The following is an 18,736-nucleotide window of genomic DNA, read 5'->3' on the forward strand; positions in this document are numbered from 1 at the left end:
GCGCCGCCGCATCCGAGAAGACAAAAACGTCGGAGCAGATTTTTTTATTAAAATTTGCCACGAAAAAGGGTCCTTCGAAAAATTTAAAGTATCTCTTTTTAAAAAAGGATGAAATTCCCCTGCTGACGTCCTTTTCCAGCCTTATGTCGCAAAACATAAAATCCACTCCGTCCACGTTCGCGTAAACCAGATCATCCGCGCGAAATCTATCAAATCCGTCAAATATCTCGCTTTGCCTTACTTCTTTTTCCTGAAAAAGCGCGCCCATTTTATACGAAAAACCCAGGCTTTCGATATAGGGCTTGAGATAAAGCTCTTTGTAGCGCATCAAAAACTGCTCGGTTTTGCGCTCAAAAATCCACTCGTAAAATTCGTCCCGCGTGCCGATTATTACTAAAATAGACATGACTAAAAAGAATAAACTTTCTATGCCAAGATCGAGTTTGGGAAAATCGAGAAAGATGATTATCAATGCGAGCGCAAGCATCGGACCGAAAACCACGAACGCTACGAGATAACTTAAAATTTTCCAAAGCTTGCGACTTTTCTTGAGCCGTTTGCGCTGCTTTTCTAAATCTATGACGGTTTTAATATCCACGCCAAACCTCTATTTATTAAATTTAACGGCACAACCTTGCGGCGCAGCATAAATCTGCGCCCGATACGGCGCAATAGGTGCACGCTGTTTAGATGCCGCTAAATTTTACGGCTACTTGCGCGAGCCGCGCGCAGTGAAATTTGCCGCCAAGCTCAACTTGTAGCATAAATCCCGTGATTGGAAAAACTTATTTCAGCAGTTCGTTTGCATACGCTCGCACGCTCGCATCCACAGCCGCAAGCGCTTCTGCGTCCGTCACGCTAGGCGAGTTAAATTTCTCCGCGCACTTTAGCACCACGCGCGCAATGTCGGTGAAGCGGCACCGCTGCTGCAAAAACGCATTTATGCCCGCTTCGTTCGCGGCGTTGATGACGACGCCGAGATCGGGGTTTGCTAACAGTGCGTCTTTGAGGGTAAAAATTTGAAATTTCATCGTGTCGATCGGCTTAAACTCTATCGGTCGTAGCGAGCACAGATCCACAGGTGCGGTGATCTGCTCCCGTACGTCGCCGCTAAACATCGCGTGCGCGATGGCTAGCCGCATATCGGCCCTGCTAATATGCGCCGTCGTAGAGCCGTCTGCGAATTCGACCAACGCGTGGATTTGCGAGGTGCGCTCGATAAGCGCATCGATCTCGCGCGTGCCGTAGAGCCAAAACGCCTCGATCACCTCAAAGAGCTTATTCGCCATCGTGGCGCTGTCGATCGTGATCTTCGCGCCCATCTTCCAGTTGGGGTGCTTGAGGGCGTTTTGCGGCGTGAGCGAACCCAGCTGCGTTAGCGGCACGTCATAAAACGCGCCGCCGCTAGCCGTGATGATTAGGCGCGAAACGGGGATTTTGGCATTGCTAAGTAAAAATTTCAGTCCAAAATGCTCGCTGTCGATCGGGTAAATTTTATCCGTTTGCAGAAATTTCCCGCCGACGACGAGGCTTTCTTTATTGGCGAGACACAGTCTCTTTCCGAGCTCTTGGGTTTTTAGGCTGGGCATCATGCCTGCAAAACCTACGAGAGCGTTTACGACGGTCGTGCTTTTACACTCCGCAAGCATCTGCAAAATTCCATCCGCGCCGCAAAATACGCGCTCGTGATCTACCTCGCTTTTTTGCTGCGCATCCGCGATACAGACGAGCTTTGGATGAAATTTTGCGATCTGTTCGTTTAAAAGCTTGATATTGCGCCCGCAGCTAAGCGCTTCGATCATACTACCGCTACGCGCGGCTACGTCTAGGGTGTTTGTGCCGATAGAGCCCGTGGAGCCTAAAACTACCATGAATAGACTATCGCCATCGCGATCGCGCCGAACATATAGCCGTCGATGCGGTCTAAGATCCCGCCGTGTCCGGGAAAGAGCGCGCCGCTATCTTTAAGGCCCGCCGCGCGTTTTAGGTAGCTCTCAAACAGATCGCCGAACACGCCAAAAATTGCTATGATGATGGTTTTGCCTAAAATTTCAAGCGGCGGCATATTGGTAAAGATGCGCGCATAAATGAGGCTAACGATAAGCGCGAGCGCAAGACCACCTAGCACGCCTTCTACGGTTTTATTCGGCGAGCTAGCGCTTAGCGGAGTTTTGCCAAAGGCTCTACCGATAAAATATGCGCCGCTATCGCTAGCTACGATAATAAAGATCAGCCAAACGAAGTGAAAAACTTCCCCGAAATCATCGTAAGCCGCCCACATAAAAAATATCGGCGCAACGGGATAGATAAAAGGAAGCGTGATCTTTAGGCTAGGGCCCTTGGTAAAGGCTACGACAGAGGCGACGCATAAGATCATCAGGATGCTAACTTTTAGCGCTGAGACGAAAGGCTCATCGGTTTGCGTAAATGGTAGCAGCGCAAAAAACGCGATCGCCAGCGCGAGCCACTTTTTGCTAGTTTCCTCCAGACCCCATAATTTGAGGCTTTCAAAAAACGCAAGCACGAGTATTAGCGCAAATACGGCGAAATTTAGCCACCTGGCGTTTATGAGAATTAGAGCTAAAAATACGGCGAGTAAAATGCTTGCCGTGATTATTCTTTGCTTCATAGAATTTCCTTGGAATTTATTTTGAGCAATTATACTGCAAGCTCGCTTATTACGGCTTTAAAACGCTGATTGTTTTAAAATTTACGTAGTTTACGAAAGCACCTTCGTTGATTTTGACATTTTGACGTTTAGTGTAATCGACGAGATATTTTCCGCTGCCGCTTGCACTGAAGCTCACGCAAATTTTAGCGGCGAATTCGATCACCTCTTCGCTTAGACTTTGCTTATTTGTCTTTACGATGACGTGTGCGCTTGGAATATCCTTAAGATGAAACCAATAGTCGGACTTGGAGCTATTTTTTAGTAAGAGCTCATTGCCTTTTTCGTTTTTACCGACGCTGATTTTAAAATCTCCTAGATAAAAGTTCGCTACATATTCGCTATTTTTTTCCTTGCTTTTTTGCCTAATTTGCGTGCGCTTAGGCATTAGAATTTCGATCTCGTGTGCGTCCTGTGCGGCAAGGACGAGCGATTTTAAATTCTCATAAAACGCGAGTTTCTCCTTTAAATTTTGCTCTTCGATATGTATATTTGCAGCCTTTTGGCGCATACGCTTTGCCTCGGAGTAAAGCTCGCCCAAAGCGGCGCTTACAGGCTTTTGCAGTTTAAATTCTACCGCTTCGGCGCCTTCTTTTTGCAGCGTAAATTCTCGCGCGCTGGTTGGAATTTTATAGATATTTTCCTTTAGCAAGGCGGCTTTTGCACCTAAAAGCTCGGCGCTTCGCAGTAGTTCGGCGCTGCTTTGCAAAGAGCCTAAAGCCTCGCACACCGAGTCTAGCTTTTTATTTAGCGCCGTGATTTTTGCTGATTTGAGCGAGTTTAAGCGATCCGCATTTAGCGCGTTAAATTCCGCGCGAAAAAATGCTCTAAAGTTCGAAATTTTTGGCACGGGGGCTTCTTTAATATTTGCAGGCGGCAGATGACGAAGTTTTCTTCCTACCTTGATCTGTCTAAATTCCGTCTCGAAGTGCCGCAGCGCCTCTAAAATCACATCGTTTTCATCGGTGATTATTACGTTGGTAAATCGCCCGGTAAATTCGAAGTAGATATTTGAGCTTTGGGTTTTGTAGCTTGCGTTTTGGCTCACGCTAAGGCATAAAATTCTATTATTTTCCGGCACGCTAACGGAAGTGATGCGTGATTTTACGAAGCGTTTGGCAAGTAGCACATCAAAGGGCGCCGCGTAAACCTTACCTTCGGTAAAAGCGTCATTTTCGTGGATATTGCAGCCCGATTTATTCATATCAAAAAACAGCGTCTCGTTGCCGTCAAAGCAGACTTTAAAAAGGTTATCTCCTACGCGTTTAATGTGCGAAAGGAAGCGTTTGGCGCGTAGATACTCGCAAATTTGAATTAAACTTTGGTACTTCATACGCGTTAAAATTTCTCTTTGTGGATTTTGCTCAAATTTAGCTTCTGCAGATCGTGCGGGTTCGGGCGCTGTTGCGGTACGCCGAGGGCTAGTATCGCTTCTGCTTTGAAATTTGGCGGAAAGCCCAGCGCCTCGCGCAAAAACTCCTCGCAGCTGCGTCCGTCCGCAGCGGCACGCAGCCTTACCTGCACCCAGCAGCTGCCAAGATTTAGCGCGCTTGCGGCAAGGTGCATGTAGCCTAGCGCTACCGAGCAGTCTTCGATCCAGACGTCTTGCTTCTGCTCATCTGCGATCACGACGATCGCGGCCGCGGCCTGTTTTAGCATATTCGCTCCGCTGCTGCGACATCCGCTTAGTCGCTCAAGCATCTGTTTGTCGCGCACAAGGATGAACTCCCACGGGCGGCGTGCATGCCCCGACGGCGCAAGCAGGCCCGCTTTTAAAATTTTATCCAGCGCCTCGTCCTCAAGCGGTCCCTGCGCGTATTTTCTTACGCTTCTGCGGTTTGCAAAAATATCTAAAATTTCCATCGTCTCGCTCCTTGCGGCTCAATTATACATAAAATTGCAAAAATTTATGATTTTTTAGCTAAAATCGCGCAAATTTAACCGATACGAAGGAGATTTTATGAAGCAGACGATCACGGAGAAAATTTTTAGCGAGCACGTGGGCGAGGCGGTTTTTGCGGGGCAGATCATCGAAAGCGCCATTGATATGGTCATCGGCAACGACATCACGACGCCGATTTCTATCAAGCAGTTTGAGCTTAGCGGCGCGAAAAAGCTCGCCAACCCGGACGGCTTCGCGATCGTGATGGATCACTATATCCCTACGAAGGATATTCTAAGCGCAAACCAAGCTAAAATTTCACGCGAGTTTGCTTACAAGCACGATTTGAAAAATTATTTCGACGAAAAAGATATGGGTATCGAGCACGCGCTGATGCCTGAAAAGGGGCTCGTAGTGCCCGGCGATGTCATCATCGGCGCGGACAGCCACACCTGTACCCATGGCGCGCTGGGAGCCTTTGCGACGGGTATGGGCAGCACCGATCTAGCTTTCGCGATGATAACGGGCAAGAATTGGTTTAAAGTACCGCCTACGATCAAAGTAATTTTTCACGGCAAGCCCGCGCCGCACATCTACGGCAAGGATCTGATCTTGGAAGTTATCCGCCTCATCGGCGTGGACGGCGCGCGCTATAAGGCGCTGGAGTTCTGCGGCGACGCGCTTAAACACCTGGATATGGATAGCAGATTTTCGCTTTGCAATATGGCGATCGAAGCGGGCGGCAAGAGCGGTATCGTCGCGGTCGATGAGATCACGAAGGAATTTTTGGCAGATAAAAATTTGCGCGCCGAGCCGAAATTTCACTACTCCGACGAGGACGCGAACTACGAGCAAATTTTACAGATCGACGTTAGCAAGCTTGATCCGGTGATCGCGTATCCGTTCCTACCTAGCAATGGCAAGAGCGTGCGCGAGGCGGTGCGCGATGATATCGCCGTCGATCAGGTCTTTATCGGCAGCTGCACCAACGGCAGACTCTCCGATCTACGGATCGCCGCGCAAATTTTAAAAGGTCGCAAGGTCGCGCGCAAAACCCGCCTCATCATCACACCTGCGACGCAAAAAATCGCTCTGGCCGCGCAAAAAGAGGGGCTGTGGGATATTTTCGTAGAAGCGGGCGCAGTCGTGAGCAACCCGACCTGCGGCGCGTGCTTGGGCGGATATATGGGGATTTTGGGCGTGGGCGAGCGCTGCGTAAGCACGACTAATCGAAATTTCGTCGGTCGCATGGGCGATAGAACGAGCGAAGTATATCTAGCAAACTCCGCCGTCGCCGCAGCTAGCGCCGTCGCAGGTAAGATCGCCGATCCGAGGGATTTGTAGATTTAGGATTTAAAACTTAATGGCAATGCGGTTTGTCTATATGTGACCTAATGAATTTGCTTGCTTGATCCCGGTGTAGACGCCAACACCATAAACACAGCAAGATCCACGTACGTAGCGAGAAATACGGCGGTCTAGTGAAATAATTAAGTAGGCTGCAACCAAATGCCAAATGTGCGCCAAAGCCTGCTAACAAGCTGCCTACGATCACCCGAAATATCTAGACTTTACTCGCGGATAGGCGAAATTTGACCTCGTTCGCCATAAAAATCGTCGGCATCAAAGGCGAGACGCTAGACGAGATTGTAAATTTAGCCTACGACTACGCGGTAAACTGGCGCAAAGATAAGCTATGCACGTAAGGAAAATATCAAAGCGATTTTTGAAATAGCGAATGATAAATTCGAAGATATAGTTAAAGTTTGATATTACTAAAATTAGTATAAAGTTTTAACAGTATTTTATTTAGTTTATAATATTTTTCTCCGAAATCCAAAATCTATAATCATCTATTTTACTTTTATTTTGATCTTTTGCTATGACTTCTAGCCAATATCTGCCGTCTGATTTTGCTTTTACGAGGATGTTTTTAAATTTTACCGTCGAACTTGGCATTTCGTCAGATATGCAAGTATATTTTATAAAATTTATGTCTTTATCCTGCGTATTTTTGCATTTATTGATATTTTCTAAATTTACGTATTCCGGTATATTTTCTTTTTTGATATCAAAGTCGGTTTGGTAATTCGCCAGACCTACAACTCTAACAAAAAATCCACTATTACTAGCAAATAGTAAAAATACTAAAGTCATAAAAGATAATACAAATAAAAGAACTCTGTATGCGAATTGTTTACTAATTTGAAGAAGTCTTATTAAAAAAGAAAGAATCGCCATAGAAACCACTATAAGAATGTATTCATCTGCATAGTTAAAATAAATAGCTATCAATATTAGCAAATCGGAAATAAATATTAAAAAAGCAGCTAGAAAAATATTGCTCAATTCATCTTTATTATCCCACCAAAATTTACAAAAAAAGTATACTAGTAATACTGCATGCAAACCTAGACATCTTCCAAATAAACAACCTATATCATTAAGACATCTATGTGAAGAATACGATAAATTTAATATGTAATAAATTAGTGGAAAAAGGGCCATTAGTAGTATTGCAACAAAATCTACTTCTATAAAACAGTATTTGATTTTATTTTTACTTTCGTACCAGCATCTAAATAAAAAGTAATTTTGTAAAAATACAAGAATACAAAAATATAAAGTCAAAAATACAGCAATAGCAAAAACTGCAACTAAGGATATAGGTATGCTTCCTATAGAAATTTCCGGCACTCTTCTTAACTCTAAAAAATATGGTATGCAAAGAAGCGCTCCAAAAACTACAAAATTTAATACAGAAAATATTTTATATTTTATACCTTTTGCTATGATTTCTTTTGCGTCGCTTAACATAGAATTTGAAACATGGCTTATATATGTTTTTTTGTCTTTGATAAATTTATCCGGTAAATTATTATAAATTCTATATATTTCACTCTCGTTTTTAAGAAATTTTATATAAAGTTTCTTTTTATCCTCAATATCTATAGTTTTTATTGATTTTTTAACAATTTCTTTTTGTATTTTTAATATTCTAAGTATCTTTTCATAATCAGTTGATAGCTTCTTTATTGTATATATACTTATAGAATTTATACCATTTTCTTTAAGGTAAGTTAGTGAAATATAGATTTCATCAATATCCTTTTTTGATTCCTCTGATAAAAGATTATATTTATTATCCATTATGTCTTTCACATACGATCTGATTTTATCGATTTTGTTTTCGTATTTAATACATTTTGTCAGGAGGTTCTCTATACACTCAATTCCCCATCCTATACTTATTTTGTGCTTAAATTTATCAATAATTTTATTTATGTTATGTGCATGGCACCATTGCTTATTTAGGTTTTTAAAATTTGAAAGCGCGCCTATCTCATCATCTACTAGTTTTAAATCCTTATAGGTAAAATCTCCTTCAAACATAAAAATCATTCCTTATTTAAATTTTTAAAACTACGATACCTACCGATTTTAAATTTCTATGCCTCCAAAATCGCTCCGTTGCTAGCATTCGTTACTAGCTTGCGATACATTCGTAGCCAGCGAAACGGCAGAGGTTTTTCAATCGGCTTAAATTTAGCTCTGCGCTCTGCAATCTCGGCTTCGCTTAGGCGCACGTTGATCGCGTACGTATCCACGTCGATATCGATGATGTCGCCGTCTTGTAGCAGTCCGATCATGCCGCCCTCGGCAGCTTCGGGGCTCACGTGTCCGACGCTTAGTCCCCTCGTCGCGCCGCTAAACCTGCCGTCCGTGATGAGAGCCACGTCCGCGCCGAGCCCTCGCCCCATGATGAGCGATGTCGGGCTTAGCATCTCCTGCATACCAGGGCCTCCGCGCGGCCCTTCGTAGCGGATGACAACCACGTCGCCCTTGTTTACCTTGCCGCTTGAGATGCCCTCTATCGCTTCGTCTTGGCTGTTAAAGCACACGGCCTTGCCGCTAAATTTACGCTCGCCTATGATGCCCGCTGTCTTGATGACGCAGCCCTGTTCGGCTAAATTTCCAAACAAAATCGCCAGCCCGCCGACCTGCGAGTAGGCGTTTTCGATCTTGCGGATGACCGATTCGTCTTTTATGGCGCTCGCTCCGACGCGCTCGCCTAGGCTTTCGCCGCTTACCGTTAGCGCGTCTAGACCCAGTAGCCCGTTGTCGCGGCGCGAAATTTCATTTATTACGGCGCTTAGTCCGCCCGCGCGGTCGATGTCCTCCATATGCACGTTTGGCAGGCTTGGACTGATTTTGGCGATATGCGCGATCTTGCGGCTGATCTCGTTGAGCCCTGCGATCTGTAAATTTACCCCAGCTTCGCGCGCGATAGCTAGGATATGCAGCACGGTGTTGCTACTGCCGCCCATCGCCATATCGACGACTAGGGCATTTTGGATAGATTTTTCGTTTACGATGTTGCGGATTTTGTATTTTTCATCTAGCGCGATCTCGCAGATACGGCGTCCCGCCTGCCTGATAAGCTCCTCGCGCTCGGGCGTGAGCGCCGGCACGGTGCCGTTGCCTTTTAGCGCGATACCCATCGCTTCGCACAGCGTATTCATCGAGTTTGCTGTAAACATCCCCGAGCAGCTGCCGCCGCTTGGACAGGCTTTGCACTCGATCTCTTTTAGCTCCTCGGCGCTGATCTCTTTGGTTTCAAATTTACCCACCGCCTCAAACGCCGTAGATAGGTCGATCGGCTCGCCTTTTTTAGTGTAGCCCTTTTTCATCGGGCCGCCGCTAACAAAAACCGTCGGCACATTCACGCGAAGCGCGCCCATCACCATGCCGGGTACGATTTTATCGCAGTTTGGCATACACACGAGAGCGTCTAGGGCGTGTGCGTTCATCACCGTTTCTATGGAGTTTGCGATCAGCTCGCGGCTAGGCAGGCTGTAAAGCATCCCGGCGTGTCCCATCGCGATGCCGTCGTCCACGCCGATGCAGTTAAACTCAAACGGCACGCAGCCGTTTTTGCGGATCTCGTCTTTTAAAATTTCGGAGTATTTGTTGAGAAAAAAGTGCCCCGGGATGATCTCGATAAAGCTGTTTGCCACGCCGATAAAGGGCTTTTCAAAGTCCTCGTCCTTTAGTCCTGTCGCTCTTAGCAAGCTTCTGTGCGGCGCGCGCGTATAGCCTTTTTTGATAATGTCGCTTCTCATTTTATATCCTTGAATTGAAATTTTCTCCATTTTAGCATAAAATTTTACCGCTGCGGGCGTTTTAAATTTTGCGCATTAAAATTTAAAACCGGACTATTGAGCTTAATCAAACCGAATCACTCCTGTTTTTGATATAATTGCACATCGATTATCAAAATCTTGCCGTTTGGCAGGAATGAAAAGAGGAGAAGATGCAAAGAAGAAATTTCTTAAAACTAACGTCCGCGTTGGCGGCTAGCGGGCTTGCTAGCCCTCTTTTTGCAAAGGAGACCTTTACTATTTACGGCGCGCCCGCGATGCCTAGCCTCATCATCGGCGTTGCGTGCATGCAGGGGCAGATCGGCAAAAAATATGACGCGAAGCTCGAACTTTGGCGCGATCCCGATCAGCTGCGCGCAGGCGTGGCAAACGGCGAGTACAAGGTCATGATGAGCCCTAGCAACGTGGGGGTGAACCTCGCAAATCAGGGGCGCAAGATCGGTATGGTAAATATCCTCACCGAGGGGCTAAATTTTGTGATGAGCAAGGGCGAGAAGATAACGGAATTCGCGCAGCTGAAAGGCAAGAAGATCGTCATGCCTTTTAAAAACGACATGCTAGACATCATCGTGCGAGCCATAGCGAAAAAGCAGGGCATTAGCGGGCTAAATATCGACTACACCGCCAGCCCCGCAGAGAGCGCGCAACTGTTTTTGGCCAAGGACTACGACGTCGCGATCACGGTCGAGCCGCTAGCAAGCGCCATGATCCTGAAGGGCAAAGCATCGGGCATCGCTGTGCAGCGAGGAGCAAATTTAAGCAATATGTGGGCGCAGGCGTTTTCGGTAAAGCCCATCATCCCGCAGGCTGGCATCATCGCTGATACCGATTTTTACGCCGCGAAAAAGGCGGATTTTGAAATTTTAAATGCCGATCTGGCAGACGCGCTTGCGTGGATCAAAGCGAACAAACAAAGCGCCGCGGCGATCGGGACGAATTTCTTTCCTGCGCCGCCGCCTGCGATATTTATGAGCATCGATACATCGAATTTGTGCGTCAAAAAACCTAGCGAGATCAAGGACGAGCTTTTGAAATTTTATGAAATTTTAATGGAATTTAACCCTAAGCTCCTCGGCAGTGCGATGCCTAAGGACGAGTTTTTCCTATGCTAAAAATCGATAAAATTCGCAAAGCTCAAAACCCCGTATTTTACGTCATAGACTATCTGTGGGGCGGCTTTGCGAGCCTAGGGGCGGTGTGCTTTTTCATAGCCGTCTGGCAGGTGGCGAGCGAGGCTTACGGGCCGCTCATCCTTCCGGAACCCGCGGCTGTTTTTTCTAAGGCGTGCGAAATTTTAAAAAATTTCGCCGCAAACGATCTGGCCTTGTCGCTTAAACGTGCGCTTGCAGGCACCTTCCTCGCGCTTTTTGCGGGGATTTGCAGCGGGCTTGCAGCAGGGTATTTTAAAAGCCTGCGAGCCTTTTTAAACCCGCTAATTACCGTGCTTCTCTCGACGCCGCCCATCGTTTGGATCGTGCTTGCGATATTTTGGTTTCATTTCGGCGATACAAGCGTGCTTTTTACCGTCGTTATCGTCGTCGCGCCGATGACTTTTGCGTCCGCGGCGCAGGCGATGGCTAGCGTGAGCACCGAATACACCGAGCTTTTTGACAGCTACAAAAGCTCAATTTTAAAAAAACTGCGCTACCTCTACGCGCCGCATCTAATCGAGCGGCTGCTTCCCGCGATCTACGTCGCGGTCAGCAACGGCGCGAAGGTGCTTGTGATGGCGGAGCTTTTGGGCGCGAACGACGGCATCGGCGCAAAGATCGCCGAAGCACGCGTCAATATCGATACGGTCGAGGTTATGGCATATGTGTGCCTAGTCATAGCCTTTACGGCGCTTTTCGATTATCTCGTGACCAAGCCGCTTCAAATTTTACTGATGCCGTGGAGCAGATGATGCTAAAAATTTCAAATCTGCGCTACGAAATTCTGCGCGACGTTATAATTTCAGATTTTTCACTGCAGCTGCGCACGGGCGAAGTAAAGACGCTCTTTGGTCCGAGCGGCTGCGGCAAGACCTCGCTTTTGCGGCTGGTCTGCGGGCTAGAGGATAAAAAAAGCGGGCAGATCGAAAACGGCTTTAAGAAAATCAGCTTTTTGTTTCAAGAAAACCGCCTGCTACCAAACCTCACGGCGCTTAAAAATATCGAAATTTTTAGCCCCGCCGGCGTGAACGAAATTTACGCCCTTGCCGCAAAGATCGGGCTTAGCCCGAGTGATCTGAATAAATTCCCGCGCGAGCTAAGCGGCGGCATGCAAAAGCGCACGGCGTTTTTGCGCACGATCCTTAGCGGCTGCGATCTAGCGCTGCTTGATGAGCCGTTTGTAGGTCTGGATCGCGATCTGCGCGGCGTGCTGATCGAAATTTTAGTCTCAAAGATCGAGCGCGAGGGGCTTGCCTGCCTTTTGGTGACCCACGACCGCTTCGAAGCCGCACGCCTAAGCCACGAGATCATCGAGCTCGAGCCCAAAGGGATGGGGCTTAGGCGCGTCGTGAGGCTAGATGAGCCGCTAAGCGCGCGCGACGAGCGGTACGAAGAGCGCGTGGTAAGCGAGCAGTTTAGGGGAGTGAGCTATTATGAGTAGAAATTTTATCTTTAATGCGCGCAAACAGGGAGGCTCCGCACAAAATTTAAACTTACGTTGCGGTTCAGACGCGAGCAAACTCCGCTTTGGCGCGCGTCGCGATCCGGGCGCGTACGGACACGGACTATTGCGGAGCGCCGAATACTGCGATTTAGGCGCACGCAGGCATGGGTTTTTACAAAGTACTAAATGTCGCGATGTCGGAGCGGGCGGACACAGGCTCTTGCGAGATGCTAAATGTTATGATTTCGTTGCTTGCATAGACAGGCCCTTTCGGGACATCGGAGGCTGCGATCTTAGCGCAAGCGGATATAGCCTTTCGCAGGACATCGGATGCCGTGGTTCTGCCGCGCCAAAATACGAACTGTGCAGCCGTGCGAACTGCGATTATAACATGAGCGTGCTTTTGAGCGGCGCAGTGCGCTACGGCTTTGCTGCGCGAAATTCGGCGCTATTATGCGGCGATACATACCGCGGCTCTAGCGAGAGTCCCAGCTCACGGCTCAGCCTTAACGCGAGCGATCCTTTGCAGCGCGTATCCGATCGCCCTGCTCGTACCGCCTGCCCGCATTGCAGATTTGGTGCGAACCCAGACGCCCGTCTGCGTTGTGAATTTGGCGCAGATTATTTTAAAAATTCAGGCGGAATTTCTACGCGAAATTTCAAAAATTCCGCTCGCAGCTTGGAAGCGGAGCCCGTGCAAAGTTTCAAAAATCAAAATTCCACTCATGGCTTCTCACAAAGCGGCAGAAGCGCTGAGTCAAATTCCGAGCTGGGCTTCTCGCAGAGCATTAAAAATTCCGAGCAAAATTTACCGCTAAGCTTCTTACAAAGCGCCAAGAATTCCGATCAAAGTCAAAATTTTAAATCCAGTTTCGCGCAAAGCCATGCCGAACCAAATTCTGTTCAGAACTTTTCGCAGAGCTCTAAAAATTCCGATCGGAATTTTAAGACCAATTCCACGCAAAACCAAACCGAACCTGTTTCGCCGCAGGAGCTCAAGAATTCCGATCGGAATTTTAAGGCTAATTCCACGCAGGATAATCAAGCGGAGCCGAACTCTGCAGGAAAGCGCGAAGAGCTGGGCTTTTACGCGCCTAAATTTAAAGACGAGCGCGCTAGGAATTTTTTCTCCCATCCGATGCGCGCCTTCGTTCTTTGCGCCTGCTTTTTTGCGGTGCTGGGCGCGCTTAGCTTCCTAGCACCCGATGCGCTGGCGATCGATTATGTCGGCGCTCATAAGTTTTACTTTCTATTTTTGGCGCCCTCGTGCATCTACGCGGCGTTTTTGCTTACCGCGCTGCCCGATTGGACGAACTTCGAGGGCTCGCTAAAGCCCGTTTCACTCGCCTTTGCCGCCTGCCTGATCACGGCTTTTATCGCAAGCTTTTTAAATTTACTGCTCGCGGCTGCGATTACGGCGCTGTTTTGGGCAGTATTTTTCATCTTTGCGGCGCGGCTTTTGTGGCTGGATAAAAACTCGAATAATTTTAGCATCCTAGCAGTCTTAGCGGCGTTTTGCGCCTGCTCTGCGGCCTACGGCGCGAGCGGAGATGAGAAGTTTTTGCTTAGCTTCGTGCATATCAACGTCGCGGCAATCGCCGTCGTAAGCTACCGTATAAGCGTCGTCATCGGCAATGAAGCGCTAAGAGAGGCGGGGCTAAGCGACGCCGTTTTTATTCCAAATTTTATTTACAAAAATTTAACGGCTTTCCTCGCCTTTGCCTTGGCGCTCGCGACGCCATTTTTAAGCGAGGCGACGTGCGGATTTATCGCGCTTGGCATCGGATTTTTGTTTTTGGCGAAACTTCGCGAGCTGCACTACGCCGAAATTCTAAGCCGCCACTATATGGCGTTTTACTACGCGTTGCAAGCTGCGTGCGCGGCGGGGTACCTGTGGCTGGGCGCGGCGCTGATCCGCGGGGGATACGCTGCCGCGCCGCTGCACGTCATCGCGATCTGCTATATGTATGGAGCGATACTTTTCGTAGGAATGATCGCCGGCCAGCGCCACAGCGGAATTTCGCCGCTAAACTTCCCGCGCCTAAGCCGCGCGGCGCTCGTTTTGGCTCTGCTCGCGGGGGCTGTAAGAGCCATTTTTGCGGGCGAGAGCTTTATTTTATACGTGATGATCCCCTCGGCGCTTTTCATCGCCGCGGTCGCGCTATATCTGATAAATTTCATCCCGATCTTTCTGAAAAATCCTTTCAGCGCGGATCCGGATTGATAATCATCAAAGCGGGCTTGCTAAATTTTAGCTACAATCGATCAAATTTCATTTCAAGGAGAGCTTATGCAACACATCAAAAATATCGACGCCGCTAAGGCCGTAGAGCTTGCTTCGCTAGTCGAAGTGGCCCCTCATAAGGTGATTTCGCGCACCCTCGCGCAAAATCCTGCGCTGAATATGACCCTTTTCGCCTTCGACGGCGGCGAGGAGATCAGCTCGCACAAATCCGACGGCGACGCGTTCGTTTACGTGCTTGAGGGAGAGGGCGATTTCACGATCGACGGGCAGAAGCACCGCGTAAAAGCGGGGCAAAGCATCGTCATGCCTGCGGGCTTGCCGCACGCGATCTTTGCGCCGGTGCCGTTTAAGTGGTTTTTAGTGGTGGTTTTTTAACCTCTGAGTTTAGGGCGGGTCAAATTTTAAAATTTAGCCCGCCCGTCGCTTCATAAAATTTTATCCAAAATTCCATTTGCAGGGCTATTCTGCCTGTTTTGACTGCTCCCGCTCACCCTCACAAAATTTTAAAATTCCAAAACGTTTAAATTTTACTTTTATCTCGCCCAAAAATTTCGCCGAATTTGCAAACCGCGCGGGAGCTGAAAATAACGCACTGCGTTTGCGCGCCGTGCCGAGCCCGAAATCGCGCGCTTGAGCTCGCATCGCAAGTCAAATCCATAGCTCGCGCATTAAATTTTTAAGTCGCGCCTAGCGTGCAATATATATCGGGCGAGTAGAGCAGATGGACGCTGTAGTAGGGCGAACCCGCCAAGTGCGCGATGCGCGCCTAGCTCATAGATTAAGCGTAAATTTAAAGGCCGTGTCCGGCGCGAAATGCACGCCAAGCCGGCCTAAATTTTAAAATTTAGGCCTCGCTCGGGGTCAGCTCCTTGATGATGAGCTCGGGCGTGATCGTGCCGCGGAAGTTGTTTTTGCTAATCGTAAAGATCGCGTCCACTCGCTCGCCGGCGCGCGGCAAAAAGTCGTAGTTGAAAAACAGCGCCTCGACGCTGCCGCCGTTTTTATCAAGCGCCATTTTGATATGCTTGCCCTCCTTGCCGATCTCCCTGATATTGCGCGCGCGCGCGCCTTTGATGCAAAAGAGCGGGCGCGGATTTTTCTGCCCGTAGGGCTCGTAAAATTCTAAAATTTCAAGCAGCTCGAAGTCTATCTGCGACGCGTCCAGCTCGCCCAGCAGATCGTCTTGCGCGCTAAAATCGCTCAGATCCTTGGGCGTAATGCGCTCATTTACGCGCCGCTTAAACTCCTGCAGCAGCGCAGGATCGATCCCCACGCCCGCAGCGCCCTTGTGCCCGCCGAAGGTCGTTAAAATTTCGCTTTGCGAGGAGATCAGCTCTAAAATGTCAAATTTACCGATGCTGCGCGCGCTTCCTTTGGCGCGCGAGTCGCTTACGCTAAAGACGATCGCGGGCTTTTTGTAGGTCTTGCTTAGACGGCTTGCGACGATACCGATGATCCCTTCGTGCCACTGCGGGCCCCACACGACGATGACGTTGTCGCTCGGATCGACGCTTTTTACGATCTCGTCGTAGAGGTTTTTCTCCTCCTCTTTGCGCGAGTTGTTGATGGAATTTATCGTCTCTAGGTAGTGGTTTGCCTCTCTGATATTTTTGGCGCATAGGAAGTTATACGACATCGTCGCATCGTCCATCCGACCCGTGCAGTTGATAAGCGGCGCGATCGTGTAGCTGATATCGTCAAATTCGAAATGTTTTTTAAAATAATGCTCCTTAATCGCCTTGAAGCAGGCGCGGTTCGAGCTATTTAACCGCTTGATGCCGAAGCGCAAAAGCGCGCGGTTCATATCGCGCAGCTCCATCATATCGGCGATTATGGCGATGATGAGGATATCCATCGAGCTTGCCATATCATAGTTTACGCCGAGGGTTTCTTTTAGTGCGCCTACGAGATACCAGGCCACCTGCGCGCCGCAAATTTCGATATTTGGGAAGGTGCAATCGGGCTGCTTCGGATTGATTATCGCATAAGCTCTAGGCAGCACGGGCGGGGGCATGTGGTGATCGGTGATGATGAGATCGATCCCCTTTTGGGCGCAAATTTCGGCGGCTTCCGTCGCGGAGGTGCCGTTATCTACCGTGATAATGAGATCTACATCCTCAAGCTCGCCTATGATTTCGCTGTTTAACCCGTATCCGTCGGTGAAGCGGTTTGGTATCTTGATAACGTACTCCGCGCCTATTTGATTGAAAAAATCGCTCATTATGACGGTGCTTACGATACCGTCGACGTCGTAATCGCCGACTACGGCTATGCGCTGGTTTTCTTCGATGGCAGTTTTTATGCGCAAAGCCGCCTTATAGGTATCCTTCAGCTCGCAAGGTAAGGGAATTTCAGAAATTTTATTGTGCCGATCGCCCGCAAATCTCGATTTTAAAATTTCCCTTATCTCATTTTTACCTAGCATTTTTTATAGATGCTTCGATAAAGCCCAAAATAGCGGGATTTGGGCGCACTAGACGGCTGGTAAATTCCGGGTGAAACTGCACGCCCAGAAAAAACGGATGATTTTTTAGCTCGACCGCTTCGATAAGCCCGTCGCTCTCGCCGCAGACGATAAGCCCGTGCTTTTCAAACTCGGCGCGGTACTTCGGATTGGCTTCGTAGCGGTGGCGGTGGCGCTCGCGGATGGTCTTTTGCTCGCCGTAAATTTTACCCAAAAGCGAGCCTTTTTTGACGTCGCAGTCATAGCCGCCCAGCCGCATAGTGCCGCCCATAGGGGATTTGTGCGTGCGGATCTGCTTTTTGCCGCTTGCGTCGATAAAGCTATCGATCAGATAGATCACCGGATCTTCGGTCTGCGGGTCAAATTCCGAGGAGTTAGCGTTTTTCAGTTTTAATACATTGCGCGCGAACTCCACCATCGCAAGCTGCATCCCCAAGCAGATACCCAAAAACGGCACCTTGCGCACCCGCGCGTAGTTTATGGCTAAAATTTTACCCTCTACCCCGCGCGAACCGAAGCCGCCTGCGACCAAAATTCCGTTTACGTCGCGGAAAATTTCATCCACATTGCTTGCTTCAATTTTTTCGCTGTCGATCCATTTTAAATTTATCCGCGTATCAAGCGTCGCGCCCGCGTGGATGATCCCCTCGGTGAGGGATTTGTAGCTTTCTTTCAGATCGATATATTTGCCGACGAAGGCGATCGTGGTTTCGTTCGTAGGCACGATGACGCGCTTAACGAGGCTGTCCCAGTTGCTCATATCGACTTCGAGCCTGTTTAAGCTTAAAGTCTCCGCTATCGGCGTTAAAATATCCTGCTTCAAAAACGCAAGCGGGATCTGATAGATGCTCGCGCTATCGGGGCTTTCGATGACGCAGTTTTTATCCACGCCGCAGCTTAGCGCGATCTTATCTTTAAGCGCGCGATTTAGCGGCATTTCTGAGCGGCAGATTATCATATCGGGGCTGATGCCGATACGGCGCAGCTCGCCTACGCTGTGCTGCGTGGGCTTGGTCTTGAGCTCGCCTGCTACCTTTATAAAAGGCACGAGCGTGAGGTGGATATTCATCGTATTTACCCTACCCAGCTCCACTCTCATCGCGCGGATCGCCTCTAAAAACGGCAGCCCCTCGATGTCGCCCACGGTGCCGCCAATCTCGACGATCAGCACGTCGTTGCCCTCGCCCGCCTTTTTTATGCGGCGTACGATCTCGCCTACGATGTGAGGGATCACCTGGATCGTCTTGCCCAGATAATCGCCCCTGCGCTCCTTCTCGATGACGGAACTATAAACTTTGCCCGTGGTGAAGTTGTTATCTTGGCTTAAATTTTCATCCAAGAACCGCTCATAATGCCCAAGATCCAGATCGGTCTCCGCGCCGTCGTCGGTGACGAAAACCTCTCCATGCTCCAGCGGGCTCATGGTGCCGGGATCGACGTTGATATAGGGATCCGCCTTTAGGATGCGCACCTTTTGCCCCGCATGCTTTAAAAGCGTCGCGATCGACGCCGCCGCAATGCCCTTACCCAGCGAGCTCAGCACTCCGCCGGTGACGAAAATATATTTCGTTTGTTTTGCCATAAGTTTTCCTAAATTTTGATATTAATGTCGCGATTATAACTTCTTTTAGGTTAAAGCACACTAAGCTAGAATTTGAAAATTTTAGAAATTTACGGCAAAATACGCACCCAAATAAATTTTAAATTTAAAGGAGAGATG

At 48.6% G+C, this 18,736-nt stretch carries 15 protein-coding genes and 1 pseudogene; 6 read left to right on the plus strand and 10 right to left on the minus strand.

Annotated elements, in window-relative coordinates; all coding sequences use genetic code 11:
* The 5 genes from Q0135_RS10705 to Q0135_RS10725 all read right to left on the minus strand — a co-directional run.
* Window positions 1–598: hypothetical protein (locus tag Q0135_RS10705; RefSeq protein WP_297990383.1), on the minus strand; the 598-nt coding region annotated here is incomplete at its 3' end.
* Between the two features lie 187 nt (window positions 599–785).
* Complete coding sequence (gene dxr, locus Q0135_RS10710) at window positions 786–1,871, minus strand: 1-deoxy-D-xylulose-5-phosphate reductoisomerase (protein ID WP_297990384.1); 1,086 nt, start codon at window positions 1,869–1,871, stop codon at window positions 786–788.
* Window positions 1,865–2,629, minus strand: coding sequence for a phosphatidate cytidylyltransferase (locus tag Q0135_RS10715; RefSeq protein ID WP_005872778.1), 765 nt, complete (start codon window positions 2,627–2,629; stop codon window positions 1,865–1,867). The genes dxr and Q0135_RS10715 overlap by 7 nt, the downstream gene beginning before the upstream one ends.
* Before the next feature lie 49 nt (window positions 2,630–2,678).
* The gene (locus Q0135_RS10720) at window positions 2,679–4,001 is read right to left on the minus strand and encodes an NFACT RNA binding domain-containing protein (RefSeq protein ID WP_297990385.1); all 1,323 of its coding nucleotides are present in this window, start codon (window positions 3,999–4,001) and stop codon (window positions 2,679–2,681) included.
* Between the two features lie 5 nt (window positions 4,002–4,006).
* A complete protein-coding gene (locus Q0135_RS10725) occupies window positions 4,007–4,531 on the minus strand; it encodes a nitroreductase family protein (protein ID WP_297990386.1) in 525 nt (174 codons plus the stop codon).
* A gap of 97 nt (window positions 4,532–4,628) precedes the next feature.
* Between Q0135_RS10725 and Q0135_RS10730 the strand changes: the two genes are divergently transcribed.
* Complete coding sequence (locus Q0135_RS10730) at window positions 4,629–5,894, plus strand: 3-isopropylmalate dehydratase large subunit (protein ID WP_297990387.1); 1,266 nt, start codon at window positions 4,629–4,631, stop codon at window positions 5,892–5,894.
* Window positions 5,895–5,997: 103 nt separating this feature from the next.
* Here Q0135_RS10730 and Q0135_RS10735 read toward each other — a convergent pair.
* From Q0135_RS10735 to ilvD, 3 genes and pseudogenes are all read right to left on the minus strand, one after another.
* Window positions 5,998–6,159 (minus strand): annotated as a pseudogene (locus tag Q0135_RS10735) (YeeE/YedE thiosulfate transporter family protein); the annotation flags it as partial.
* Window positions 6,160–6,359: 200 nt separating this feature from the next.
* Entirely contained in the window at window positions 6,360–7,943 is a 1,584-nt protein-coding gene (locus Q0135_RS10740; protein ID WP_297990388.1) for a hypothetical protein, read from the minus strand.
* A gap of 56 nt (window positions 7,944–7,999) precedes the next feature.
* Entirely contained in the window at window positions 8,000–9,673 is a 1,674-nt protein-coding gene (gene ilvD, locus Q0135_RS10745) for a dihydroxy-acid dehydratase (RefSeq protein ID WP_297990389.1), read from the minus strand.
* A 191-nt stretch (window positions 9,674–9,864) separates the two neighbouring features.
* Between ilvD and Q0135_RS10750 the strand changes: the two genes are divergently transcribed.
* From Q0135_RS10750 to Q0135_RS10770, 5 genes are all read left to right on the plus strand, one after another.
* Window positions 9,865–10,824, plus strand: coding sequence for an ABC transporter substrate-binding protein (locus Q0135_RS10750; protein ID WP_297990390.1), 960 nt, complete (start codon window positions 9,865–9,867; stop codon window positions 10,822–10,824).
* Window positions 10,818–11,615 carry an ABC transporter permease gene (locus Q0135_RS10755; RefSeq protein WP_297990391.1) on the plus strand — a complete coding sequence of 266 codons (798 nt, stop codon included), beginning with the start codon at window positions 10,818–10,820 and terminating at the stop codon, window positions 11,613–11,615. Before Q0135_RS10750 ends, Q0135_RS10755 begins: the two co-directional genes overlap by 7 nt.
* Entirely contained in the window at window positions 11,615–12,304 is a 690-nt protein-coding gene (locus tag Q0135_RS10760; RefSeq protein WP_297990392.1) for an ATP-binding cassette domain-containing protein, read from the plus strand. The genes Q0135_RS10755 and Q0135_RS10760 overlap by 1 nt, the downstream gene beginning before the upstream one ends.
* A complete protein-coding gene (locus Q0135_RS10765; protein WP_297990393.1) occupies window positions 12,297–14,531 on the plus strand; it encodes an NnrS family protein in 2,235 nt (744 codons plus the stop codon). The genes Q0135_RS10760 and Q0135_RS10765 overlap by 8 nt, the downstream gene beginning before the upstream one ends.
* Window positions 14,532–14,597: 66 nt before the next feature.
* Window positions 14,598–14,927, plus strand: a complete 330-nt coding sequence (locus tag Q0135_RS10770) for a cupin domain-containing protein (protein ID WP_297990394.1) — start codon at window positions 14,598–14,600, stop codon at window positions 14,925–14,927.
* A 469-nt stretch (window positions 14,928–15,396) separates the two neighbouring features.
* On the opposite strand, the gene recJ is transcribed toward Q0135_RS10770, so the two are convergent.
* Window positions 15,397–16,977: a single-stranded-DNA-specific exonuclease RecJ gene (recJ, locus tag Q0135_RS10775; RefSeq protein ID WP_297990396.1), complete on the minus strand. Its 1,581-nt coding sequence runs from the start codon at window positions 16,975–16,977 to the stop codon at window positions 15,397–15,399.
* Entirely contained in the window at window positions 16,967–18,598 is a 1,632-nt protein-coding gene (locus Q0135_RS10780) for a CTP synthase (RefSeq protein ID WP_297990398.1), read from the minus strand. The genes recJ and Q0135_RS10780 overlap by 11 nt, the downstream gene beginning before the upstream one ends.
* Window positions 18,599–18,736: the final 138 nt, after the last annotated feature.

Origin of the sequence: uncultured Campylobacter sp., assembly GCF_937981295.1 — a bacterium.
Classification (GTDB): Bacteria; Campylobacterota; Campylobacteria; order Campylobacterales; family Campylobacteraceae; genus Campylobacter_B.